The 16,731-nt window shown below is 61.5% G+C and carries 16 protein-coding genes; 3 read left to right on the forward strand and 13 right to left on the reverse strand.

Features of this window, described 5'->3' with window-relative positions:
* Window positions 1-22: 22 nt before the first annotated feature.
* From DNK10_RS14445 to DNK10_RS14490, 10 genes are all read right to left on the reverse strand, one after another.
* Entirely contained in the window at window positions 23-379 is a 357-nt protein-coding gene (locus tag DNK10_RS14445; RefSeq protein WP_131179038.1) for an Hpt domain-containing protein, read from the reverse strand.
* Between the two features lie 91 nt (window positions 380-470).
* Window positions 471-2,168 (reverse strand): fused response regulator/phosphatase, encoded by a 1,698-nt coding sequence (locus DNK10_RS14450; protein ID WP_131192046.1) that lies wholly within the window; start codon window positions 2,166-2,168, stop codon window positions 471-473.
* Between the two features lie 6 nt (window positions 2,169-2,174).
* Entirely contained in the window at window positions 2,175-2,480 is a 306-nt protein-coding gene (locus tag DNK10_RS14455) for an STAS domain-containing protein (RefSeq protein WP_131179040.1), read from the reverse strand.
* Between the two features lie 212 nt (window positions 2,481-2,692).
* Entirely contained in the window at window positions 2,693-3,145 is a 453-nt protein-coding gene (fliJ, locus tag DNK10_RS14460; protein ID WP_131179041.1) for a flagellar export protein FliJ, read from the reverse strand.
* 3 nt (window positions 3,146-3,148) lie between these two features.
* On the reverse strand, window positions 3,149-4,507 hold the full coding sequence (gene fliI, locus DNK10_RS14465; RefSeq protein WP_131179042.1) for a flagellar protein export ATPase FliI: 1,359 nt from the start codon (window positions 4,505-4,507) through the stop codon (window positions 3,149-3,151).
* Complete coding sequence (fliH, locus tag DNK10_RS14470) at window positions 4,497-5,279, reverse strand: flagellar assembly protein FliH (RefSeq protein WP_131192047.1); 783 nt, start codon at window positions 5,277-5,279, stop codon at window positions 4,497-4,499. Before fliH ends, fliI begins: the two co-directional genes overlap by 11 nt.
* Window positions 5,280-5,282: 3 nt before the next feature.
* Entirely contained in the window at window positions 5,283-6,299 is a 1,017-nt protein-coding gene (gene fliG / locus DNK10_RS14475) for a flagellar motor switch protein FliG (RefSeq protein WP_131192048.1), read from the reverse strand.
* Window positions 6,292-8,094 carry a flagellar basal-body MS-ring/collar protein FliF gene (gene fliF, locus DNK10_RS14480; RefSeq protein WP_131192049.1) on the reverse strand — a complete coding sequence of 601 codons (1,803 nt, stop codon included), beginning with the start codon at window positions 8,092-8,094 and terminating at the stop codon, window positions 6,292-6,294. The genes fliG and fliF overlap by 8 nt, the downstream gene beginning before the upstream one ends.
* Window positions 8,095-8,110: 16 nt before the next feature.
* Complete coding sequence (gene fliE / locus DNK10_RS14485) at window positions 8,111-8,440, reverse strand: flagellar hook-basal body complex protein FliE (protein WP_131179047.1); 330 nt, start codon at window positions 8,438-8,440, stop codon at window positions 8,111-8,113.
* Between the two features lie 303 nt (window positions 8,441-8,743).
* A complete protein-coding gene (locus tag DNK10_RS14490; protein WP_131192050.1) occupies window positions 8,744-9,070 on the reverse strand; it encodes a ComEA family DNA-binding protein in 327 nt (108 codons plus the stop codon).
* Window positions 9,071-9,253: 183 nt separating this feature from the next.
* Between DNK10_RS14490 and DNK10_RS14495 the strand changes: the two genes are divergently transcribed.
* The gene (locus tag DNK10_RS14495; RefSeq protein ID WP_131192051.1) at window positions 9,254-10,858 is read left to right on the forward strand and encodes a glycoside hydrolase family 17 protein; all 1,605 of its coding nucleotides are present in this window, start codon (window positions 9,254-9,256) and stop codon (window positions 10,856-10,858) included.
* A gap of 413 nt (window positions 10,859-11,271) precedes the next feature.
* Here DNK10_RS14495 and DNK10_RS14500 read toward each other — a convergent pair whose 3' ends face one another.
* The gene (locus DNK10_RS14500) at window positions 11,272-11,646 is read right to left on the reverse strand and encodes a hypothetical protein (protein WP_131179050.1); all 375 of its coding nucleotides are present in this window, start codon (window positions 11,644-11,646) and stop codon (window positions 11,272-11,274) included.
* A gap of 277 nt (window positions 11,647-11,923) precedes the next feature.
* On the opposite strand from DNK10_RS14500, the gene DNK10_RS14505 reads away from it, so the two are divergent.
* The gene (locus DNK10_RS14505) at window positions 11,924-13,222 is read left to right on the forward strand and encodes a serine/threonine protein kinase (RefSeq protein ID WP_131192052.1); all 1,299 of its coding nucleotides are present in this window, start codon (window positions 11,924-11,926) and stop codon (window positions 13,220-13,222) included.
* A 19-nt stretch (window positions 13,223-13,241) separates the two neighbouring features.
* Window positions 13,242-13,991: an MlaA family lipoprotein gene (locus tag DNK10_RS14510; protein WP_244216262.1), complete on the forward strand. Its 750-nt coding sequence runs from the start codon at window positions 13,242-13,244 to the stop codon at window positions 13,989-13,991.
* Between the two features lie 192 nt (window positions 13,992-14,183).
* On the opposite strand, the gene DNK10_RS14515 is transcribed toward DNK10_RS14510, so the two are convergent.
* Together DNK10_RS14515 and DNK10_RS14520 are read right to left on the reverse strand one after the other, a co-directional pair.
* The gene (locus DNK10_RS14515; RefSeq protein ID WP_131192054.1) at window positions 14,184-14,783 is read right to left on the reverse strand and encodes a tRNA-uridine aminocarboxypropyltransferase; all 600 of its coding nucleotides are present in this window, start codon (window positions 14,781-14,783) and stop codon (window positions 14,184-14,186) included.
* Window positions 14,784-14,844: 61 nt separating this feature from the next.
* On the reverse strand, window positions 14,845-16,410 hold the full coding sequence (locus DNK10_RS14520; RefSeq protein WP_131192055.1) for a methyl-accepting chemotaxis protein: 1,566 nt from the start codon (window positions 16,408-16,410) through the stop codon (window positions 14,845-14,847).
* Window positions 16,411-16,731: the final 321 nt, after the last annotated feature.

The following is a 16,731-nucleotide window of genomic DNA, read 5'->3' on the forward strand; positions in this document are numbered from 1 at the left end:
GCCAACATGTCAGACAAAAGGATTACTCAGTAGAAAAACGCTGGTGTTCGGATTTGAGCAGGATACGGACGATGGCGAATTCACGCTCGATGCGCCCGATCAGCTCAGCCGAATCGGTCAGGTCGCCACGACGCGCCAGCTCTTCAAGCTCGCGGCAGGACTCAGCCAGCACCTTGGCCCCCATGTTGCTGCAGCTACCCTTGAAGCTGTGCGCGGCGCGGCGCATGGCTTGAGCGTCTTGCGCCCGCTCGGCCCCTTGCAAGAGGCGCAGGCGTTCTTCGGAGTCAGCGACGAAGGTATCCAACAGCACGGGATACTCGTCTTCCATGATGTCCTGCAAGGCAATCAGTACGGCGCGGTCTAGATGATTGTCGGACATCCTTTACTCCAGGCCCGCCTTGAGCGGCAGTTCGCCATTGCTGATAACACGCCTCGCGCCGAGCGGCCGAGGAAAGCACCGAATCGATGGATTATGCCTCTGCAGGCCAGGAAAACTCTACACTGACCCGACGGCCGTCGGACGACCAGTTACAGCGCTCGCTAAGATCGCGAACCAAGCTCATGCCACGCCCACTGAGGCCTCTAGCAGGGCACTGGCGCGTCAATACCGTCTGGGGATCGAAGCCGGCGCCGCTGTCTTCCACCGTCAGCGTCAAACGACCGCCGCCTTCTTCGCGACAAACGTCGAAGGCGATGCTGACGCAGCCATCACGCAAGGCATCCAAACGTTCGGCACGCTGCCGGTAATACTCGGAGAACCCGGCAGCATCACGCTTGAGGGCTGAATCCAGGCCCAATACCCCGTGCTCCAGAGCGTTGGTATACAGCTCGCACAGCACGCTGTAGAGGCTGCCGCCGTGCCCACGCAAGCCAGGCACTTCGAGCAGCAACTGCAACAGATAGGGCAAGGGATAGAAGTCACGCAACGTGGAACTTTGAAAATCAAAGCGCGCCGACCACTGTTCAGGCCCTCTACGCCATTCCCCGTCCGGCAGCGGAGGTCGACTCACGGCGCCCTCCTCGACCATGGTCACCTCGACCAGGCTGACATCGTCACGTGCTTCGCCGTTGAAGCGCTGCAACGCCTGCTGAATGTCGTCGAACAGCGCTAACGGTGGATGGCCGTTGTCAAGCACGTCGAGCAGACGCTGCTCGCCAAACAGCTCTTCATGCTCGTCACGCGCCTCGAGCACTCCATCGGAAAGCAGGAAAACCCGATCCCCCGGCGCTAGCGGATACGCCTCGTAATCGTCGCGAAAGCTGTCTGGATCCAGCACCCCAAGCGGCAGGTGCCGCGATACCAGCGGTACCCGCGCTCCACCGTCCTTGCGCAGCACGTAGCCATCCGGCAGACCGCCGCCCCAGAATTCGACCATCTGCCGCCGGAAGCTGATATTCAGCAGCGTCGCACAGCAGAACACGCCGCGAGGCAGAATACGCCGCAGCTTGGCATTGCTCTCATGGAGAATCTCGGCCAGTGAATGGCCTCTGCCCGTCATGCGGTAGAAGACATCGGCCAGCGGCATCGCGCCGATCGCCGCAGGCAGACCATGACCGGTGAAATCACCGAGCAGCACGTGCATGTCACCGCTGGGGTGAAACGCGGCCAGCAGCAGATCGCCATTGAACAGCGCATACGGCGATTGCAGGTAGCGAATATTGCCGGCGCTCAGGCAACCGGAGTGCGCCACCTTGTCGAATACCGCCTTGGCCACCAGCTGTTCATTGAGCAGGTGCTCGTTATGCCGGGCAATCTGGTCGCGTTGTCGCAGCACCTCCTGGTGCAGGCGTCGCAACCGATCCATGGCATTTATCTTGGCTTCGAGGATTACCCGACTGTAGGGCTTGGCGAGAAAATCGTCGCCACCCGCTTCCAGGCAGCGAACCAGCGCCTCGTCTTCGCTCAGGGAGGTCAGAAAGATGATCGGCACCATGGCATCGCCAGCCATGGCCTTGATCCGCCGCGCAGCCTCGAAACCATCCATCACCGGCATCAGCGCGTCCATCAACACCAGTTGCGGGCGCTGCGACTCGAACAGCGCAACCGCCTCCAGACCATCGCTGGCGGCCAGCACCCGATGCCCCTGGCGACCGACGATGGTCGACAGCAGCATGCGGTCAGTGGCGCTGTCCTCGGCGATCAGGATGGTAAGGCGCGAGGCGTTCATCGCGCCTCAGACGATCTGGAAAAGCTGTTCGAAATTGGAAATGGACAGAATCTTGCGCACATCGGCATTGCAGTTGAGCAGACGAATCTGCGCACGGTCGCCACCGGCATGATCGCGCAGCAGCAACAACATGCCGAGCGCCGAGCTATCGAGATAGGTCGTCCCCTTGAGGTCTACCGAATAGCGTTCAGGACGGATATCGACGCGCTCGTAAGCACGACGAAATTCCTGATGGGCGCCGAAATCGAAGCGCCCCTGAATCGTGATGGTCAGCTCTTGCCCGTCTTCCGAAGGCAGTGAGGTGATGGGCATGAAGCACTCCTTGAGATCCGGGAAATCCGCCAGACCGCCGTATGCGGAACAACTGGCCGAGCCTGTCCTGAGAAGCAGGCGACATCTTGTTGACCAGAGCCGTGGCGCGGTGTCTCACCTGTTTTTCCTGACCCTGCCCAGGTCTCCCTACAGCGACCTGAATGCCGGCATATGAAGATTTAGCATTAGCCTGCGTCAGCGGCAACCATCATTCATTCCTGGGAATCGCGTCGAGGCATACGCTGAGAAAGCTCGTCGAGCAGTTTCTGCTCGCGTTTGTCCTCGGCCAGACGCGCTTCGTCCAGGTAGCGCTGCACCAGTTTTCGCAGTCCTTCGAGGCGTGCGTAGCGCTGTTGCCAGACCTCGCGCATCTTGTCCAGATTGCTGCGGTGCCAGGTCACGGCCTGCTGCTGTTGAGCGATCGCCACATCGAGCTGGGAAAGAAAGCGCTGATAGTTCATCAGCCACTGACCGGACACGCCCCGCTGCCCCTCGCTGATCCACTGCTGCTGATAGCCCTGCAGGTAATTTTCGAGATCAGCCAATTTGCCTTGAGCCTGCCCCAGCATGCCTTGAGCACGACCCAGTTGCAGAGCCGCCTCACGCTCGGCCTTTTCGGCCATTTCGACGACGGGCGCCAACCGCGCGGCGCGACTGGTTGCCACCGGTTAGGACGCCGCAGTGGGGTTCAGAACGGCGGCCAGCAGGTCACGACTGTTTTCCAGGCTTTCGCTTTCGCCCAGACTCTGGCGCAGGTAGCGCACCATCGCCGGCTGGCGGGCGATGGCCAGATCGGTATCGGCATCGCCACCCGGCACATAGGCGCCAACGCTGATCAAATCGCGGCTCTGTTGGTAGCGCGACCACAGCTGCTTGAAACGCTGGGCGTTACGCATGTGCTCGGGGCTGACCACTTGGGGCATGACCCGGCTGATGGACGCTTCGATGTCGATTGCCGGGTAATGCCCCTCTTCGGCCAGACGTCGGGACAGCACGAAGTGGCCGTCGAGCACCCCACGGGCGGCATCAGCGATGGGATCCTGCTGGTCATCGCCTTCCGACAGCACGGTATAGAACGCAGTGATCGAACCACCGCCCTCCTCGGCATTACCGGCTCGTTCGACCAGGCGCGGCAGTTTGGCGAATACCGACGGCGGATAGCCCTTGGTCGCCGGCGGTTCGCCGATGGCCAGCGCGATTTCCCGTTGCGCCTGGGCGAAACGGGTCAGGGAATCCATCAGCAGCAGGACATTCTTGCCCTTGTCGCGAAAGTACTCGGCGATACGCGTGCAATACATGGCGGCGCGCAGACGCATCAGTGGCGCATCATCGGCAGGCGACGCGACGACCACCGAACGCTTGATACCTTCTTCACCGAGAATCTCGTCGATGAACTCCTTGACCTCGCGGCCCCGCTCGCCGATCAGGCCGACCACGATGATTTCGGCCTCGGTGAAACGGGTCATCATGCCCAGCAACACCGACTTACCGACACCGGTGCCGGCAAACAGCCCGAGGCGCTGGCCGCGGCCAACGGTGAGCAGGCCATTGATGCTGCGGATACCGACATCCAGAGGTTCGCTGATTGGGTGGCGCTTGAGCGGGTTGATGGTCGGGCCGTCCATCGGCACCCAATCTTCGGCTTTCATTCCGCCCTTGCCATCCAGGGCACGGCCGGCGCCATCGAGCACGCGGCCAAGCATGGATCTGCCCATGGGCAGGCGTCCGGTATCCGGCAGCGGCACCACGCGCGCACCGGGCGCAATACCAGCCAGGCTGCCGACCGGCATCAGATAGATCTTGCCGGCGGAAAAGCCCATGACCTCGGCTTCCACCTGTACCGGGTGATAACTGTCGTCGTTGATGACCAGGCAGCGGCTGCCCAGGGCGGCTCGCAGGCCTTCGGCTTCGAGGGTCAAGCCGACCATGCGCAGCAGGCGGCCTTCGACTACGGGCTGGGACGGCAGCTTCACCGCGTCGCCATAACCCTCCATGCGGCGAGCGAAGCTGATGCGCTCAAGGCGCATTGGCGTCATCCAGGTCGATGTGCATATCGGCGGAACGGGGCGTGGTCGCATGCTCGCGCTGCTGTTCGAACAGTTGCTTGAGCGCTTGGCTGAGGCGGGTTTCGACACTGGCGTCGATGCGGCTGTGCTCGGTCTCTACCCGGCAGCCCCCGGGCAGCAGGGAATCGTCCTCGAGAATCCGCCAACTTTCTTCATGGCGATCACGCAGCGACTTGACCAGCTCGAAGTCCTGCGGATTGAGGTGGATACGGATATTTTCCGCGCCCATGGGCAGCAGCTTGAGCACTTCGCGCAACACCTGGCGGATCTGGCTGGAGTCGCGGCTCAATTCACGCTGAATGACCTCGCGGGTGATCTGCCCGACCAGGGTCACCAGTGCCACTTCGAGTTGCTGATCCTGCTCGGCGATAGGTTCGAACAAATGGCTCATGACCTGTTCGAGCGCATCGACCTTACTAGCCAGCGCGGCGTCGGCTTCCTGCTTGGCCTTGAGCTGACCAGCACGAAAACCGTCCTTTTCACCGGTGGCGAAGCCTTCGTTGTAGGCGTCCTGGCGAATGGCCTCGAGCTCGTCGAGCGTCAAGGGTTTGACATCCTCCAGCGCGACTTCTTCGCTTTCCTGGGGCGGCGGGGCCTCGGCAGCCTGCTCGATCTCAGGCTGGGCGTCTTCCGGCACCTCCACATGCTCGTCGAAACTTGGCAGCGACCAGCGATCGACGCTGCCCAGATCCTTGGCGCGAATCAGTTCGCTGACGGGTTCCTTGCCGGCCATGGGTTAAACCATCTCCTCGCCGCCCTTGCCACCCAATACGATTTCGCCGGCCTCGGCCATGCGCCGGGCGATGGTGAGGATTTCCTTCTGAGCGGCCTCGACGTCGCTGACACGCACCGGCCCTTTCGCTTCGAGGTCATCACGCAACAATTCGGCGGCGCGCTTGGACATGTTCTTGAACACCTTCTCCTTGATCGCCTCGTCCGCGCCCTTGAGCGCCAGCACCAGCACATCGGAAGACACCTCGCGCAGCAGCGCCTGGATACCGCGATCATCGACATCGGCCAGGTTGTCGAAGACGAACATCAGGTCTTCGATCTGCGACGATAGGTCTTCGTCGATCTCGCGGATCGAGTCCATCAGCTGTCCTTCGACCGAACTGTCGAGGTAGTTCATGATGTCCGCGGCGCGCTTCACGCCACCCATGGTAGCGCGGGTGGTGTTGGAACTGCCGGAGAACTGCTTCTCGAGAATCAGGTTGAGCTCCTTGAGCGCCGCCGGCTGCACGGTGTTCAACGACGACACGCGCAGCACGATGTCCAGGCGAACCTTGTGGTCGAAATGCGAAAGCACTTCACCCGCCTGGTCGGGATCCAGATAGGCAACGACAATCGCCTGGATCTGCGGGTGTTCGTAGCGGATCACGTCGGCCACGGCGCGTGGCTCCATCCATTTCAGGCTGTCCAGACCACTGGTACTGCCGCCGAGCAGGATGCGGTCGATCAGGTTACCGGCCTTGTCCTCGCCCAGTGCCTGGGTGAGCATCTTGCGGATATAGCCGTCGGCACCCACGCCCAGGCTGGTCTGGTCGCCGACGGTTTCGACGAACTCGCCCATCACCTGCTCGACCTGCTCACGATGAATGTTGCGCATGCCGGCCATGGCCACACCCACGCGCTGCACCTCCTTGGGCCCCAGATGACGAAGCACCTGGGCCGCATCGGTTTCACCGAGCGACAGAAGCAGGATGGCGGCCTTCTCGACCTTGCTCATCTTGGCAGCGATACGGTTCTCATTCATCGGCATTGATCCAATCTTTGACTACCTGGGCGACACGGCCCGGATCTTCGGCGACCAAACTCTTGATCGCATTCAGTTGCGCATCATACCCCTCGCTCGGACTCGGAAGGAGAATGCTTTGCGGGCCACTCAGGCTCACTCGGTCGGACGCTAAGCCATCCAGGCCACCCATTTCGCCCAGATCCACGTCGCCATCGCGACCACCGCCAACCATGGCCAACTCCTTGCCTTTACCGCCACCGGTAATGTTGTTCAACACCGGGCGCAGCACGAACCACACCAACAGGAAGATCAACAGTGCCGGGAACAGCGATTTGAGGCCGCCCATGGCCATCAGGAACAGCTCGCTCTGGTACCACGGCACCTCGATCACTTCGGTGATTTCACTGCTGAAGGCGGTGTTGATCACACTGACGCTGTCGCCACGGCTGGCATCGAAGCCTACCGAGTCCTGCACCAGGCGGGTGAAGCGCGCCAGGTCATCACTGCTCCACGGCACACGGGTGGCTTCCCCGGTAGCCGGGTCGACACGCATCTGGTCATCCACCACCACGGCGACGGAAAGCCGACGCAGGCGACCCTGTTGCTGCTTGGTATAGCTGACAGAGCGATCGAGCTCGAAGTTGCGCGTCGACTGATCCCGCTTGTCGGCCGGGTATGGCGCCAGCATGGGCTGGCCGGTAGCCGGATCCATGATCTGCTGACCATTGGCGTCGACCAGCGGCTGACCCGGTGCGACCGGGCCGCCAGGGGCGGCTGCACCACCGGTCTGCTGCGGTGCGTCAGCCGGGCCAGGCGGCTGGTTGCTGAGGGCTCCGGGTACGCCTTGCGGGCCACTGCTACTGCTACGTTGTTCGTTGACCTGCTGCTCGCTGCGCAGCGCCGGCTGATCCGGATTGAAGGTTTCCGAGGTCGACTCGACGGCACTGAAATCCACGTCGGCCGAGACTTCAGCCTTGTAGCGGCCCATGCCGAGCACCGGCTGCAGGATGTTGTGCACGCGCTGGGTGAACAGGCTTTCCATGCGGCGGCTGTAGTCGAACTGCTTGCCAGCCATGCTCAGCTCGGACATTTCCTGCTGGTCGGACAGCAGGTTGCCCTTCTGGTCGACCACGGTGACCTGCCCCTTGTCCATTTCCGGCACGCTGCTGGCGACCAGATTGACGATGGCCATCACCTGGCTTGGCTCCAGGTTACGCCCCGCATACAGCTCGACCAGCACCGAAGCGCTGGGCTTGCGCTCATCACGCACGAACACCGAACTCTTCGGGATTGCCAGGTGCACGCGCGCGGCCTTGACGTTGTTCAGGCTGGAGACGGTGCGCGCCAACTCGCCTTCCAGTCCGCGACGATAGCGGGTCGCTTCCATGAACTGGCTGGTGCCGAGGCCCTGTTCCTTGTCGAGAATCTCGAAACCGATGCTGGTGTCGGTCGGCGCTACGCCGGCAGAAGCCAGGCGAATGCGTGCACGCGCCAGGTCTTCGGATTTGACCAGCAGCGCGCCGGAATTCGGCTCGATGGTGTAATTGATGTCCGCGCTCGCCAGGGTTTCCATCACCTGGCTCGCGTCCATGCCGTTGAGGCTACCGTACAACGGTTTGTAATCCGGTTGTTGCGACCACAGCACCACGGCGAAACCGATCGCCACACTGGCGGCCAGGCCGACCAGCAGACCGGCCTGACGCAATACCGGCATGTCGGAAAGATTCTCCAGGAACGTCAGCCCGAACAGCGGCTTTTTCGGCTCGCTGCCAGCGGTGGTGGCGGGTACGTTTGCGGCAAGTGCTTCGGCCATGATCGGAATCTACCTCTTAAACCGGCATTTGCATGATGTCTTGATAAGCCTGAACCAGCTTGTTGCGTACCTGGGTCATGGCCTGGAAGGAAACGCTGGCCTTCTGCGAGGCGATCATCACGTCGGTCAGGTCAACGCCGCTCTGGCCCATCTCGAAGGCTGTGGCCAGCTGGTTAGAAGCCTGCTGGGTTTCGCTGACCTTGTTCACCGCCTGCCCGAGCATGTCCGAGAAACTCGGCGCGCCGACTTCCTGGGCTTCGGAGACTGCCGGCTTGCGTGCCATGGCCTCGGCCTGCATGGAGCGCATTTCCAGCATTAGACGATTGAACGCGACACCCTGACTCATAACCCTTCCTCAACTGAGCGCGGTTTTTTGACGCCGCATGTGCTTTGCAGGGGTATTTGCAACAAGGGTGCCAACTGTACGCTCTCTTCCAAGAGCACCGATTTATCGGCGCGGTAAGGTGTCACAGATTGGCAAGAGCATGAAACGAGCCAACCCTCGGAGAGGCAGGCAGAGCGGGGTTACACAGGATGAATCGCCAGCGCGACGTCAGAAAACCGCCCGTACGAAGGATTACCGCCATCCATGAAAAAGCCGCTCGATCCTGAGGGGTCGAGCGGCTCGGGTGTATTGCGGCAATAAGCGTTATTGGCTGATGGTCAACTTGCCACGATTGCGCTCAAGCAAGGACTCACCGATTCCCTTGACCTCGAGCAACTCGTCGACCGAGGCGAACTCGCCATGGGTCTCTCGATAGCTGACGATGGCCTGCGCCTTGACCGAGCCGACACCACTGAGCTCACGCTGCAGGGTTTCAGCATCGGCACTATTGAGGTTGATCGGGTTGAGTTCGGCGAGTTGCTGGGCGACGGGTTCGATGGCGGGCGCTCTGGCAGTTTCGTTGGCGCTGACCAGTAGCGAGGCACTGGCCAGTGCAGCGAACAGCAGGCTTTGCAGCATGGATTTTTGCATGTTCAACATCCTTTTAAAGTCCACTCCAGTTGAGCGACGCGGGTTTTCCTAACGCCGCACATTCAAAACTAGTCAGCATGCAACGCTTGTCAAATCACTCGTTTGTCAGCGTACTTTCCGCTGCTATCTAAAAGCCCCTGCTCGCCGCTAAGATGCGCGTCTCCCTTACCCTCGTGTTCGATCATGCCCGCCACCGCCCGCTTTCCTTTGCTCCCCTATGTCTGTGCCTGCGTCATCGCTTTCCTCGCGCTTGGCAGCCTGTGGCAGACCATCGGAAAACCGGTCGTTCTGGCCGATGCGGCGACGCCCACTCACAAGCTGCAGTGTGCGTCTTACACACCATTCGACAAGGATCAGTCCCCCTTCGATCTACCGCTGCAAATCCGCCCCGAACGCATGGATGCCGACCTGGCGCTGCTTGCGGAGCGCTTCCAGTGCATCCGCACCTATTCGGTCACCGGCCTCGAGTCGCTGCCGGATCTGGCGCGCAAACATGGCCTGAAGCTGATCGCCGGCGCCTGGGTTAGCCGCAACCCGCATGACACGGCCATCGAAATCCAGGGCCTGATCAAGCTGGCCAAGGAAAACCCGGATGTAGTCGAGGCCGTGATCGTCGGCAACGAAGCGCTGCTGCGCAAGGAAGTCACGGGCGAGCAACTGGTCGAGCTGATCAATCAGGTCAAGGCAGAAATCACCCAGCCAGTGACTTATGCCGATGTCTGGGAGTTCTGGCTCAAGCATCCGGAAGTCGCTCCGGCAGTGGATTTCATCACCATTCACCTGCTGCCTTACTGGGAAGATGACCCGGCAGGCATCGACGCGGCGCTGCACGAAGTCACCGAGGTGCGCGAGCTGTTCGGCAAAAAATTCGCGCCCAAGGACATCATGATCGGCGAAACCGGCTGGCCCAGCGAAGGCCGCCAGCGTGAAACCGCGTTGCCCAGCCGCGTCAACCAGGCCACCTTCATTCGCGGTTTCGTAGCACTGGCCGAGCAGCACGGCTGGCGCTACAACCTGATCGAAGCCTTCGACCAACCGTGGAAACGCGCCAGCGAAGGCGCTGTGGGCGGCTTCTGGGGCCTGTACGACGCCGACCGCCAGGACAAGTCGATCCTCGCCGGCCCGGTTTCCAACCTTCCGTACTGGCCGCTTTGGCTGACAATCAGCACTGGCATCCTGGCGCTTGGCCTGCTGGTCGGCGGTCGGCCAAGTTCGCCCCGCAACGCCGTGCTGCTGCCGCTCGTGGCAGCGCTGGGTGCCGCCTGCATCGGGCTATGGGCGGAATTGTCGTGGGTGACCAGCCGCTACATCGGCGAATGGCTGTGGGCCAGTGCCCTGCTCGCCCTCAACATGCTGGTTCTGGCTCATGCAACGCTGGCACTGTCGACGGCTAATGGTTGGCGTGCCCGGGCGTTCTCCTGGCTGGAGCGACGTGCAGGCTGGTGGTTGGCGGCGGCAGGCTTCGCCGGTGCAGTGATGATGCTGGCCATGGTGACCGACGCACGCTACCGCAGCTTCCCCAGTGCAGCGCTATTGCTCCCGTCCCTGGTCTACCTGCTGCGCCCGGTTGCCGCGCCACGCCGGGAAATCGCCCTGCTGGCACTGCTGATCGCCGCAGGCGTGGTGCCGCAACTGTATGAAGAGACGCTGGATAACCTGCAAGCCATCGGCTGGGCCATCACCAGCACGTTACTGGCGGCCGCACTGTGGCGCAGCCTGAAACACTCGAAGGGGCGCGAAGAACCTGCTCACGATCTTTCACGTGCAATGACAGCAAAGTGGCGGTAGCGAACGCTCACTCCGTAGGGTGGATGACGCTCTTTTCATCCACCATTGCGATTGCAGAGCGGTGGACGGATCGGGCCGCGTAGGCAAGCGTCGTCCACCCTACGAATGGCCGTTTGCGCCTTCAAGACCGTAGAACGTAGCCTGGATTAGCCGCAGGCGTAATCCGGGGCCGAAGGCCGTGATCCATGGTTCAACGCGGGTCACCGACCGGCCGCTCTCGCCTTATTGCCGTCGACTCATAGCCCGTAGGATGGGTGAAACCCATCAATATGCCGATGGGTTGCACCCATCCTACGACCCTGGGCCATCACCAGCACGTTGCTGGCGACTGCGCTCTGGCGCAGCTTGAAACGCTCGAAGGGGCGGTAAGCATTTTTCTCGGCGCTGTGCTCAATACACACCACCAGGCTGAATCAGCCAGCTGCCGGAGTAGGCGCACGTACCAGGCGCAGCAGAGCCAGCACCACTGCAAACACCGCCAGACTGGCGGTGTAGAGCGCGAGAGCCGGTAAACCGAGCAGCAGTCCTGGCACCGCCAGGCGCCAACCCCAGACACCGGGCAGCACGAATGCCAGCATGGCGCAGCCAAGTGCGATCCAGGCGATGATTCGCAGATGAATCATCCACCCCAGGGTGGCGCGAACCTGGCAGGCCAAATTCTCCGGATCCTCGACACAACGGCCTACCCACTGATCGCCCTCCATAAGCAGGTAACGCAAGCCATAACTGGCGATCACGCACAGAACGGCGGCGATCACCAGCACAACGACAGATAAACGACGGGGCATCCGGCCACTCCAGAGGGCTTGGAAACGGCGCTCAGCATAAGCTCCCGCCAGGCGGATGCAAGTTACAAATAGTGGCAAGCCTGGGAGCTCTGAAACCGCGCCAGCTCGACCTTTCGTGGTAAATCCGGTATCTACTGCATTAAGTTGCAGCGCAACGATAATTTCCCATGGCACTTTGACACACCGGCAGTTGTCTTAGGGATCGCGGCTGATGCCGAAAAGCACGGGCTGCCCCGCCCACCTCTGAAAAGAACGTTCTCTTGCAAAGGGATCTTGTATGTCTTTCATTCCCCGCCTTGCTGCCCTGCTTAGCGGCCTGCTGCTCAGTGCCCCACTCTGGGCAGCCGATATCGACGCGCAGACTTACGGTTATCCGCTCACCAATCCGTTCGAAGCGACCATCGCCACCACGCCGCCAGAACTGCGACCGGAGCTGCCAGATGACGCCGATATCAATCAGAAGGACTACCAGATTCGCCTGCGTCCGGAACGCGAATTCCAGCTGCCGGACAACTTCTGGGCCGTGACCAAGATGCGCTACCGGCTGGCCGAGCAGAAAGGCCCGGCGCCGCTGATCTTTATCATCGCTGGCACTGGCGCGCACTATTCGAGCAGTACCCCCGAATACCTGAAGAAACTGTTCTATGGCGCGGGCTATCACGTCGTGCAGCTGTCTTCGCCGACCAGCTACGACTTCATGACCTCCGCCTCGCGCTTCGCCACGCCGGGCATCAGCCGTGACGATGCCGAAGACCTGTATCGCGCCATGCAGGCCGTGCGCGCCCAGCATCCACGCCTGCAGGTCACCGACTTCTACCTGACCGGTTACAGCCTCGGCGCCCTGCACGCTGCGTTCGTCAGCCAACTGGACGAAACCCGGCGCAGCTTCAACTTCAAGCGCGTGCTGATGCTCAACCCGCCCGTCAACCTGTACACCTCGATCACCAACCTCGATAGCCTGGTGCAAACTCAGGTCAAGGGCATCGACAGCCGCACCACCTTCTACGAATTGGTACTGGGCAAGCTGACCCGTTACTTCCAGGAGAAGGGTTATATCGATATCAACGATGCGCTGCTGTATGACTTCCAGCAGTCCAGGGAACATCTGTCCGACGAACAGATGGCCATGCTGATCGGCACCTCGTTCCGCTTCTCGGCTGCCGATATCGCGTTCACCTCGGATCTGATCAACCGTCGCGGCCTGATCACGCCGGTGGAATACCCGATTGGCGAGGGCACCAGCCTGACGCCTTTCTTCCGTCGAGCGCTGCAGTGCGATTTCGACTGCTACATGGCCGAACAGTTGATTCCCATGTGGCGGGCGCGCTATGACGGCGGCAGCATGGCCCAGCTGATCAACCAGGTCAGCCTGTACGGCATCGAGGATTACCTGAAGAACAGCCCGAAGATCGCGGTGATGCATAACGCCGACGACGTGATCCTCGGCCCAGGCGACCTTGGCTTCCTGCGCCGCACGATGGGCGACCGCCTGACCGTATACCCACTCGGCGGCCACTGCGGCAACCTCAATTACCGCGTCAACAGCAACGACATGTTGGAGTTCTTCCGTGGCTAAGACCTTTCCTGCTTTCGCGCTGTTCGCTGCCTTGCTGAGCTGCGGTGCCGCCACAGCCCAGACCACCATCGAAGACGACGGATTCAAGCAACCGCTGAGCAAGCTCAAGTTCAACCCGGGCCTGGATCAGCGTGAATTCGAACGCTCGACCCTGTCCGCGCTGGAAGTTTTCGATCCACTGGAGTCGTGGAACCGCCGCGTCTACCACTTCAACTATCGCTTCGACGAATGGGTATTCCTGCCCGTGGTCGACGGTTACCGCACTATCACGCCGAGCCTGGTGCAACAGGGCGTGAGCAACTTCTTCGGCAATCTCGGCGATGTGTCCAACCTGGTCAACAGCGTGCTTCAGCTCAAGGGCCAGCGGGCGTTGAACACCACGGCGCGCCTGCTGTTCAACACCACGCTCGGGGTCGCCGGGCTGTGGGATCCGGCAACCCACATGGGCCTGCCCAAGCAGCGTGAAGATTTCGGCCAGACCCTGGGCTTCTATGGAACCCCTGCCGGCCCCTACCTGATGCTGCCGATCCTCGGCCCGTCGAACCTGCGTGATACCGGTGGCCTGGTGGCGGACTTCGTCGCCGAACAACAGATCAACTACCTCAACGTGGCCGAGGTCAGCAACAGTCACCCGGAAGTCACCATACTCAGGGTGGTCGATCAACGATCGACCACCAGCTTCCGCTATGGCCAGATCAACTCACCGTTCGAATACGAGAAACTGCGTTTCTTCTACACTGAATCTCGCAAGCTGCAGATCGCCGAGTGACGCGGATGGCGGCATCCGTGTACTGCGGATCGCCGGCAAACCGCTGAACGAACCCATCGAGCAGTACGGATTTCCGTGACGGTACGTTCGCCTGACTCAGGCAGCAGCATGATTCCCACATCGCTATTGGTGGGCTGAAGCCCACCCTACAGACCTAAACATTGTAGGGTTGGCTGCCATCCAACGCCCCGCTCAACGCTGATGGTTGCGCCTGAACGTCTCCTCCCCCATGGCCGCGATCTGCCCTTCGATCAAGGCATCGAAGGGTTTGAGCAGGGCCTGATAATCAGCGGGCTCCTCCAGCACGTTCAGCGCCGCGACTATCGCCTCGAGGGTCGATAACGATCCCTCCATCGGCGCCTTGCGCAGGCGATAGCGCGAGGGTGGTACGTCCGTCAGGGTCACCCGCGGTAACGCTGCCAACGCAGAATTGAGGTGCAGCAACTTGCGCGCCTTGCGCCAGGTACCGTCCGGCACCACCAGCCGGATCGGCCGTTCGTCGTGCTCATCGACAACGCAGGCCAGTGGCTGCGCATCGTTCCCCGGAAACAGCAAATGCGTCCGGTAACCCGGTTGCGCCAGCCACAGCGGCAGATCCTCGAACACCTCGCCCACCCACAGTGTTGCATTGCGCAAGCCGAGCACGGCCAGGTTCGCCGTATTCAGAGCGTGGTCGACTTCATCAGGGTGCTGCAGCACCAGAATCTCGGTACGGCTGGGCAGATCGGGAATCAGCGCGCAGAGGCAATGGCTTGCGGGGCGTTTGCAGCGGGAACAGCGGGGGCGTGGCATTAGATGGCTCTCCTCGGCCGCGCAGTTTGCCATAGCACGAATGCGCAGCCGAGGAAGCGGTTTAGCGGTTGAAGCGTTCGGCCAGGCTGTGCAGGTAGTCGGCCATGGTTTCCAGCTCCTCGCCGATGGCGACGCCCTGATGAGCCTGCTCGGCGCCCTGTTCGGAAAGCTGGGCGATCCGGGTGATCTGTCGGCTGATGTCATCGGCCACCTGCCCCTGCTCTTCGGAGGCGGCTGCAATCTGCTGGCTCATGCCGGTGATGCGGCTGACCGACTCGCTGATGCCGTCCAGCGCGATACGTACCGCCTCCACGCTCTGTACGCTCTCCCGGGAGATTTCCTCGCCACGTTCGGCCGTGACGACAGCGCGCTCGGCACCGGCACGCAGCGAAGCGATGATCTGGTGAATCTGCTGGGTCGACTCGCGAGTGCGCGAAGCCAGCGAACGCACCTCATCGGCAACCACGGCGAACCCACGCCCCTGCTCGCCCGCCCGCGCCGCCTCGATCGCCGCATTGAGCGCCAGCAGGTTGGTCTGCTCGGCAATCGAGGTGATCACATCGGCGACGCTGCCGATCGACTGGGTGGAATTGGCCAGATCGCTCACTGCCTGGCCGATATCCGAGACGGCCTTGGCCATGTGCTGCATGGATTCCAGGCTGCCACCGGCCAGTTGCCGACCCTCTTTGGCCAGGCGATCCGCCTCTTCGGCGGCATGGCTGGTGCTCTGCACGTTTTGCGTGACCTCCTGGATGGTCGCGGCCATCTGATTGATCGCCGTGGCCGACTGATCGGTCTCGCTGCGCTGCTGGTCGAGCATCTCGGCGCCCGCTCGGGAAAAGCCGGCAGACTGAGCGGCCTGCCTCTTGACGTTGACACCGGCATCTTCGAGGCGCGTCAGCGCCGTCTGCAGTCGCGCCTCTTCGCTGATCATGGCCATGTCGAGCAACGCCTGAGCGCCGCGACTCTCACTGTAGGTCAGTGCCACCAGGCTGCTGGTGAATGCCTTCGGGTGGTCAGCAAGGGTTCGACGGATCAGCGCACGCTTGCCGTGCAACTGATAGGAACCCAGGGCGAACATCACCGCCACGATGAACAGCGCCAGCCACAGTCCGGTGAGTACCGAGTGGGCAGCGAGGATCACCAGCGCAGCGAGAATCAGCGGCCAGGAACGAATCAGGTCATAGGTCAGGTATTCGATCTTCGGCACGGGCGGCTTACCGGCCCGTAACCTGGCGTACAGCGCCTCGGCCCGGCGCTTCTGATCTTCCGTCGGCAGCGAACGCACCGACTCGTAGCCCGCTACCTGACCGCTCTGGTAGATCGGTGTGACATAGGCGCTGACCCAGTAGTAATCGCCATTCTTCGAGCGATTCTTGACGATGCCCATCCAGGGTTTGCCCTGTTTGATGGTCTCCCACATGTGACCGAATACAGCAGGTGGCATGTCCGGGTGACGCACCAGGTTGTGGGGCTGGCCGATCAGTTCCTCACGAGTGAAGCCGCTGATGGCAACGAATGCGTCGTTGCAATAGGTGATCTTGCTGTTCAGATCGGTGGTGGAGATCAACCGCTCATGCCCGGGAAAAGTCCTTTCCCGCTGAGTCACCGGAAGATTCTGACGCATGCTCGCAATCCTTTAGTTCGTGAAGGTGTACATCCCTGCCACTCCACTATGTCTAGCACAGCAAAGCTGTCACGCCAGCACAGCTAGGCGTTTGTTTTTCAAACGATCAAGCGCAAAAATGGCGTATCGGATCCATCGCATGCAGTTCCTGGCCACGCCTGTTCCCTGCTCGTCCGAATGGGCTTTCCATATTGTCGGCACGCTCTTCGGTGACTTGAGAGCGTCGCAGCGTTTCACGCGTCAAAAATTCCGGTCAGCGCCGAACTTTACCTATTCCTGACAGAACCTTACTCCGCTCTTACCCAACGCTGGCGAACGCCT

This window comes from Phytopseudomonas daroniae, assembly GCF_004327275.1.
Classification (GTDB): domain Bacteria; phylum Pseudomonadota; class Gammaproteobacteria; order Pseudomonadales; family Pseudomonadaceae; genus Aquipseudomonas; species Aquipseudomonas daroniae.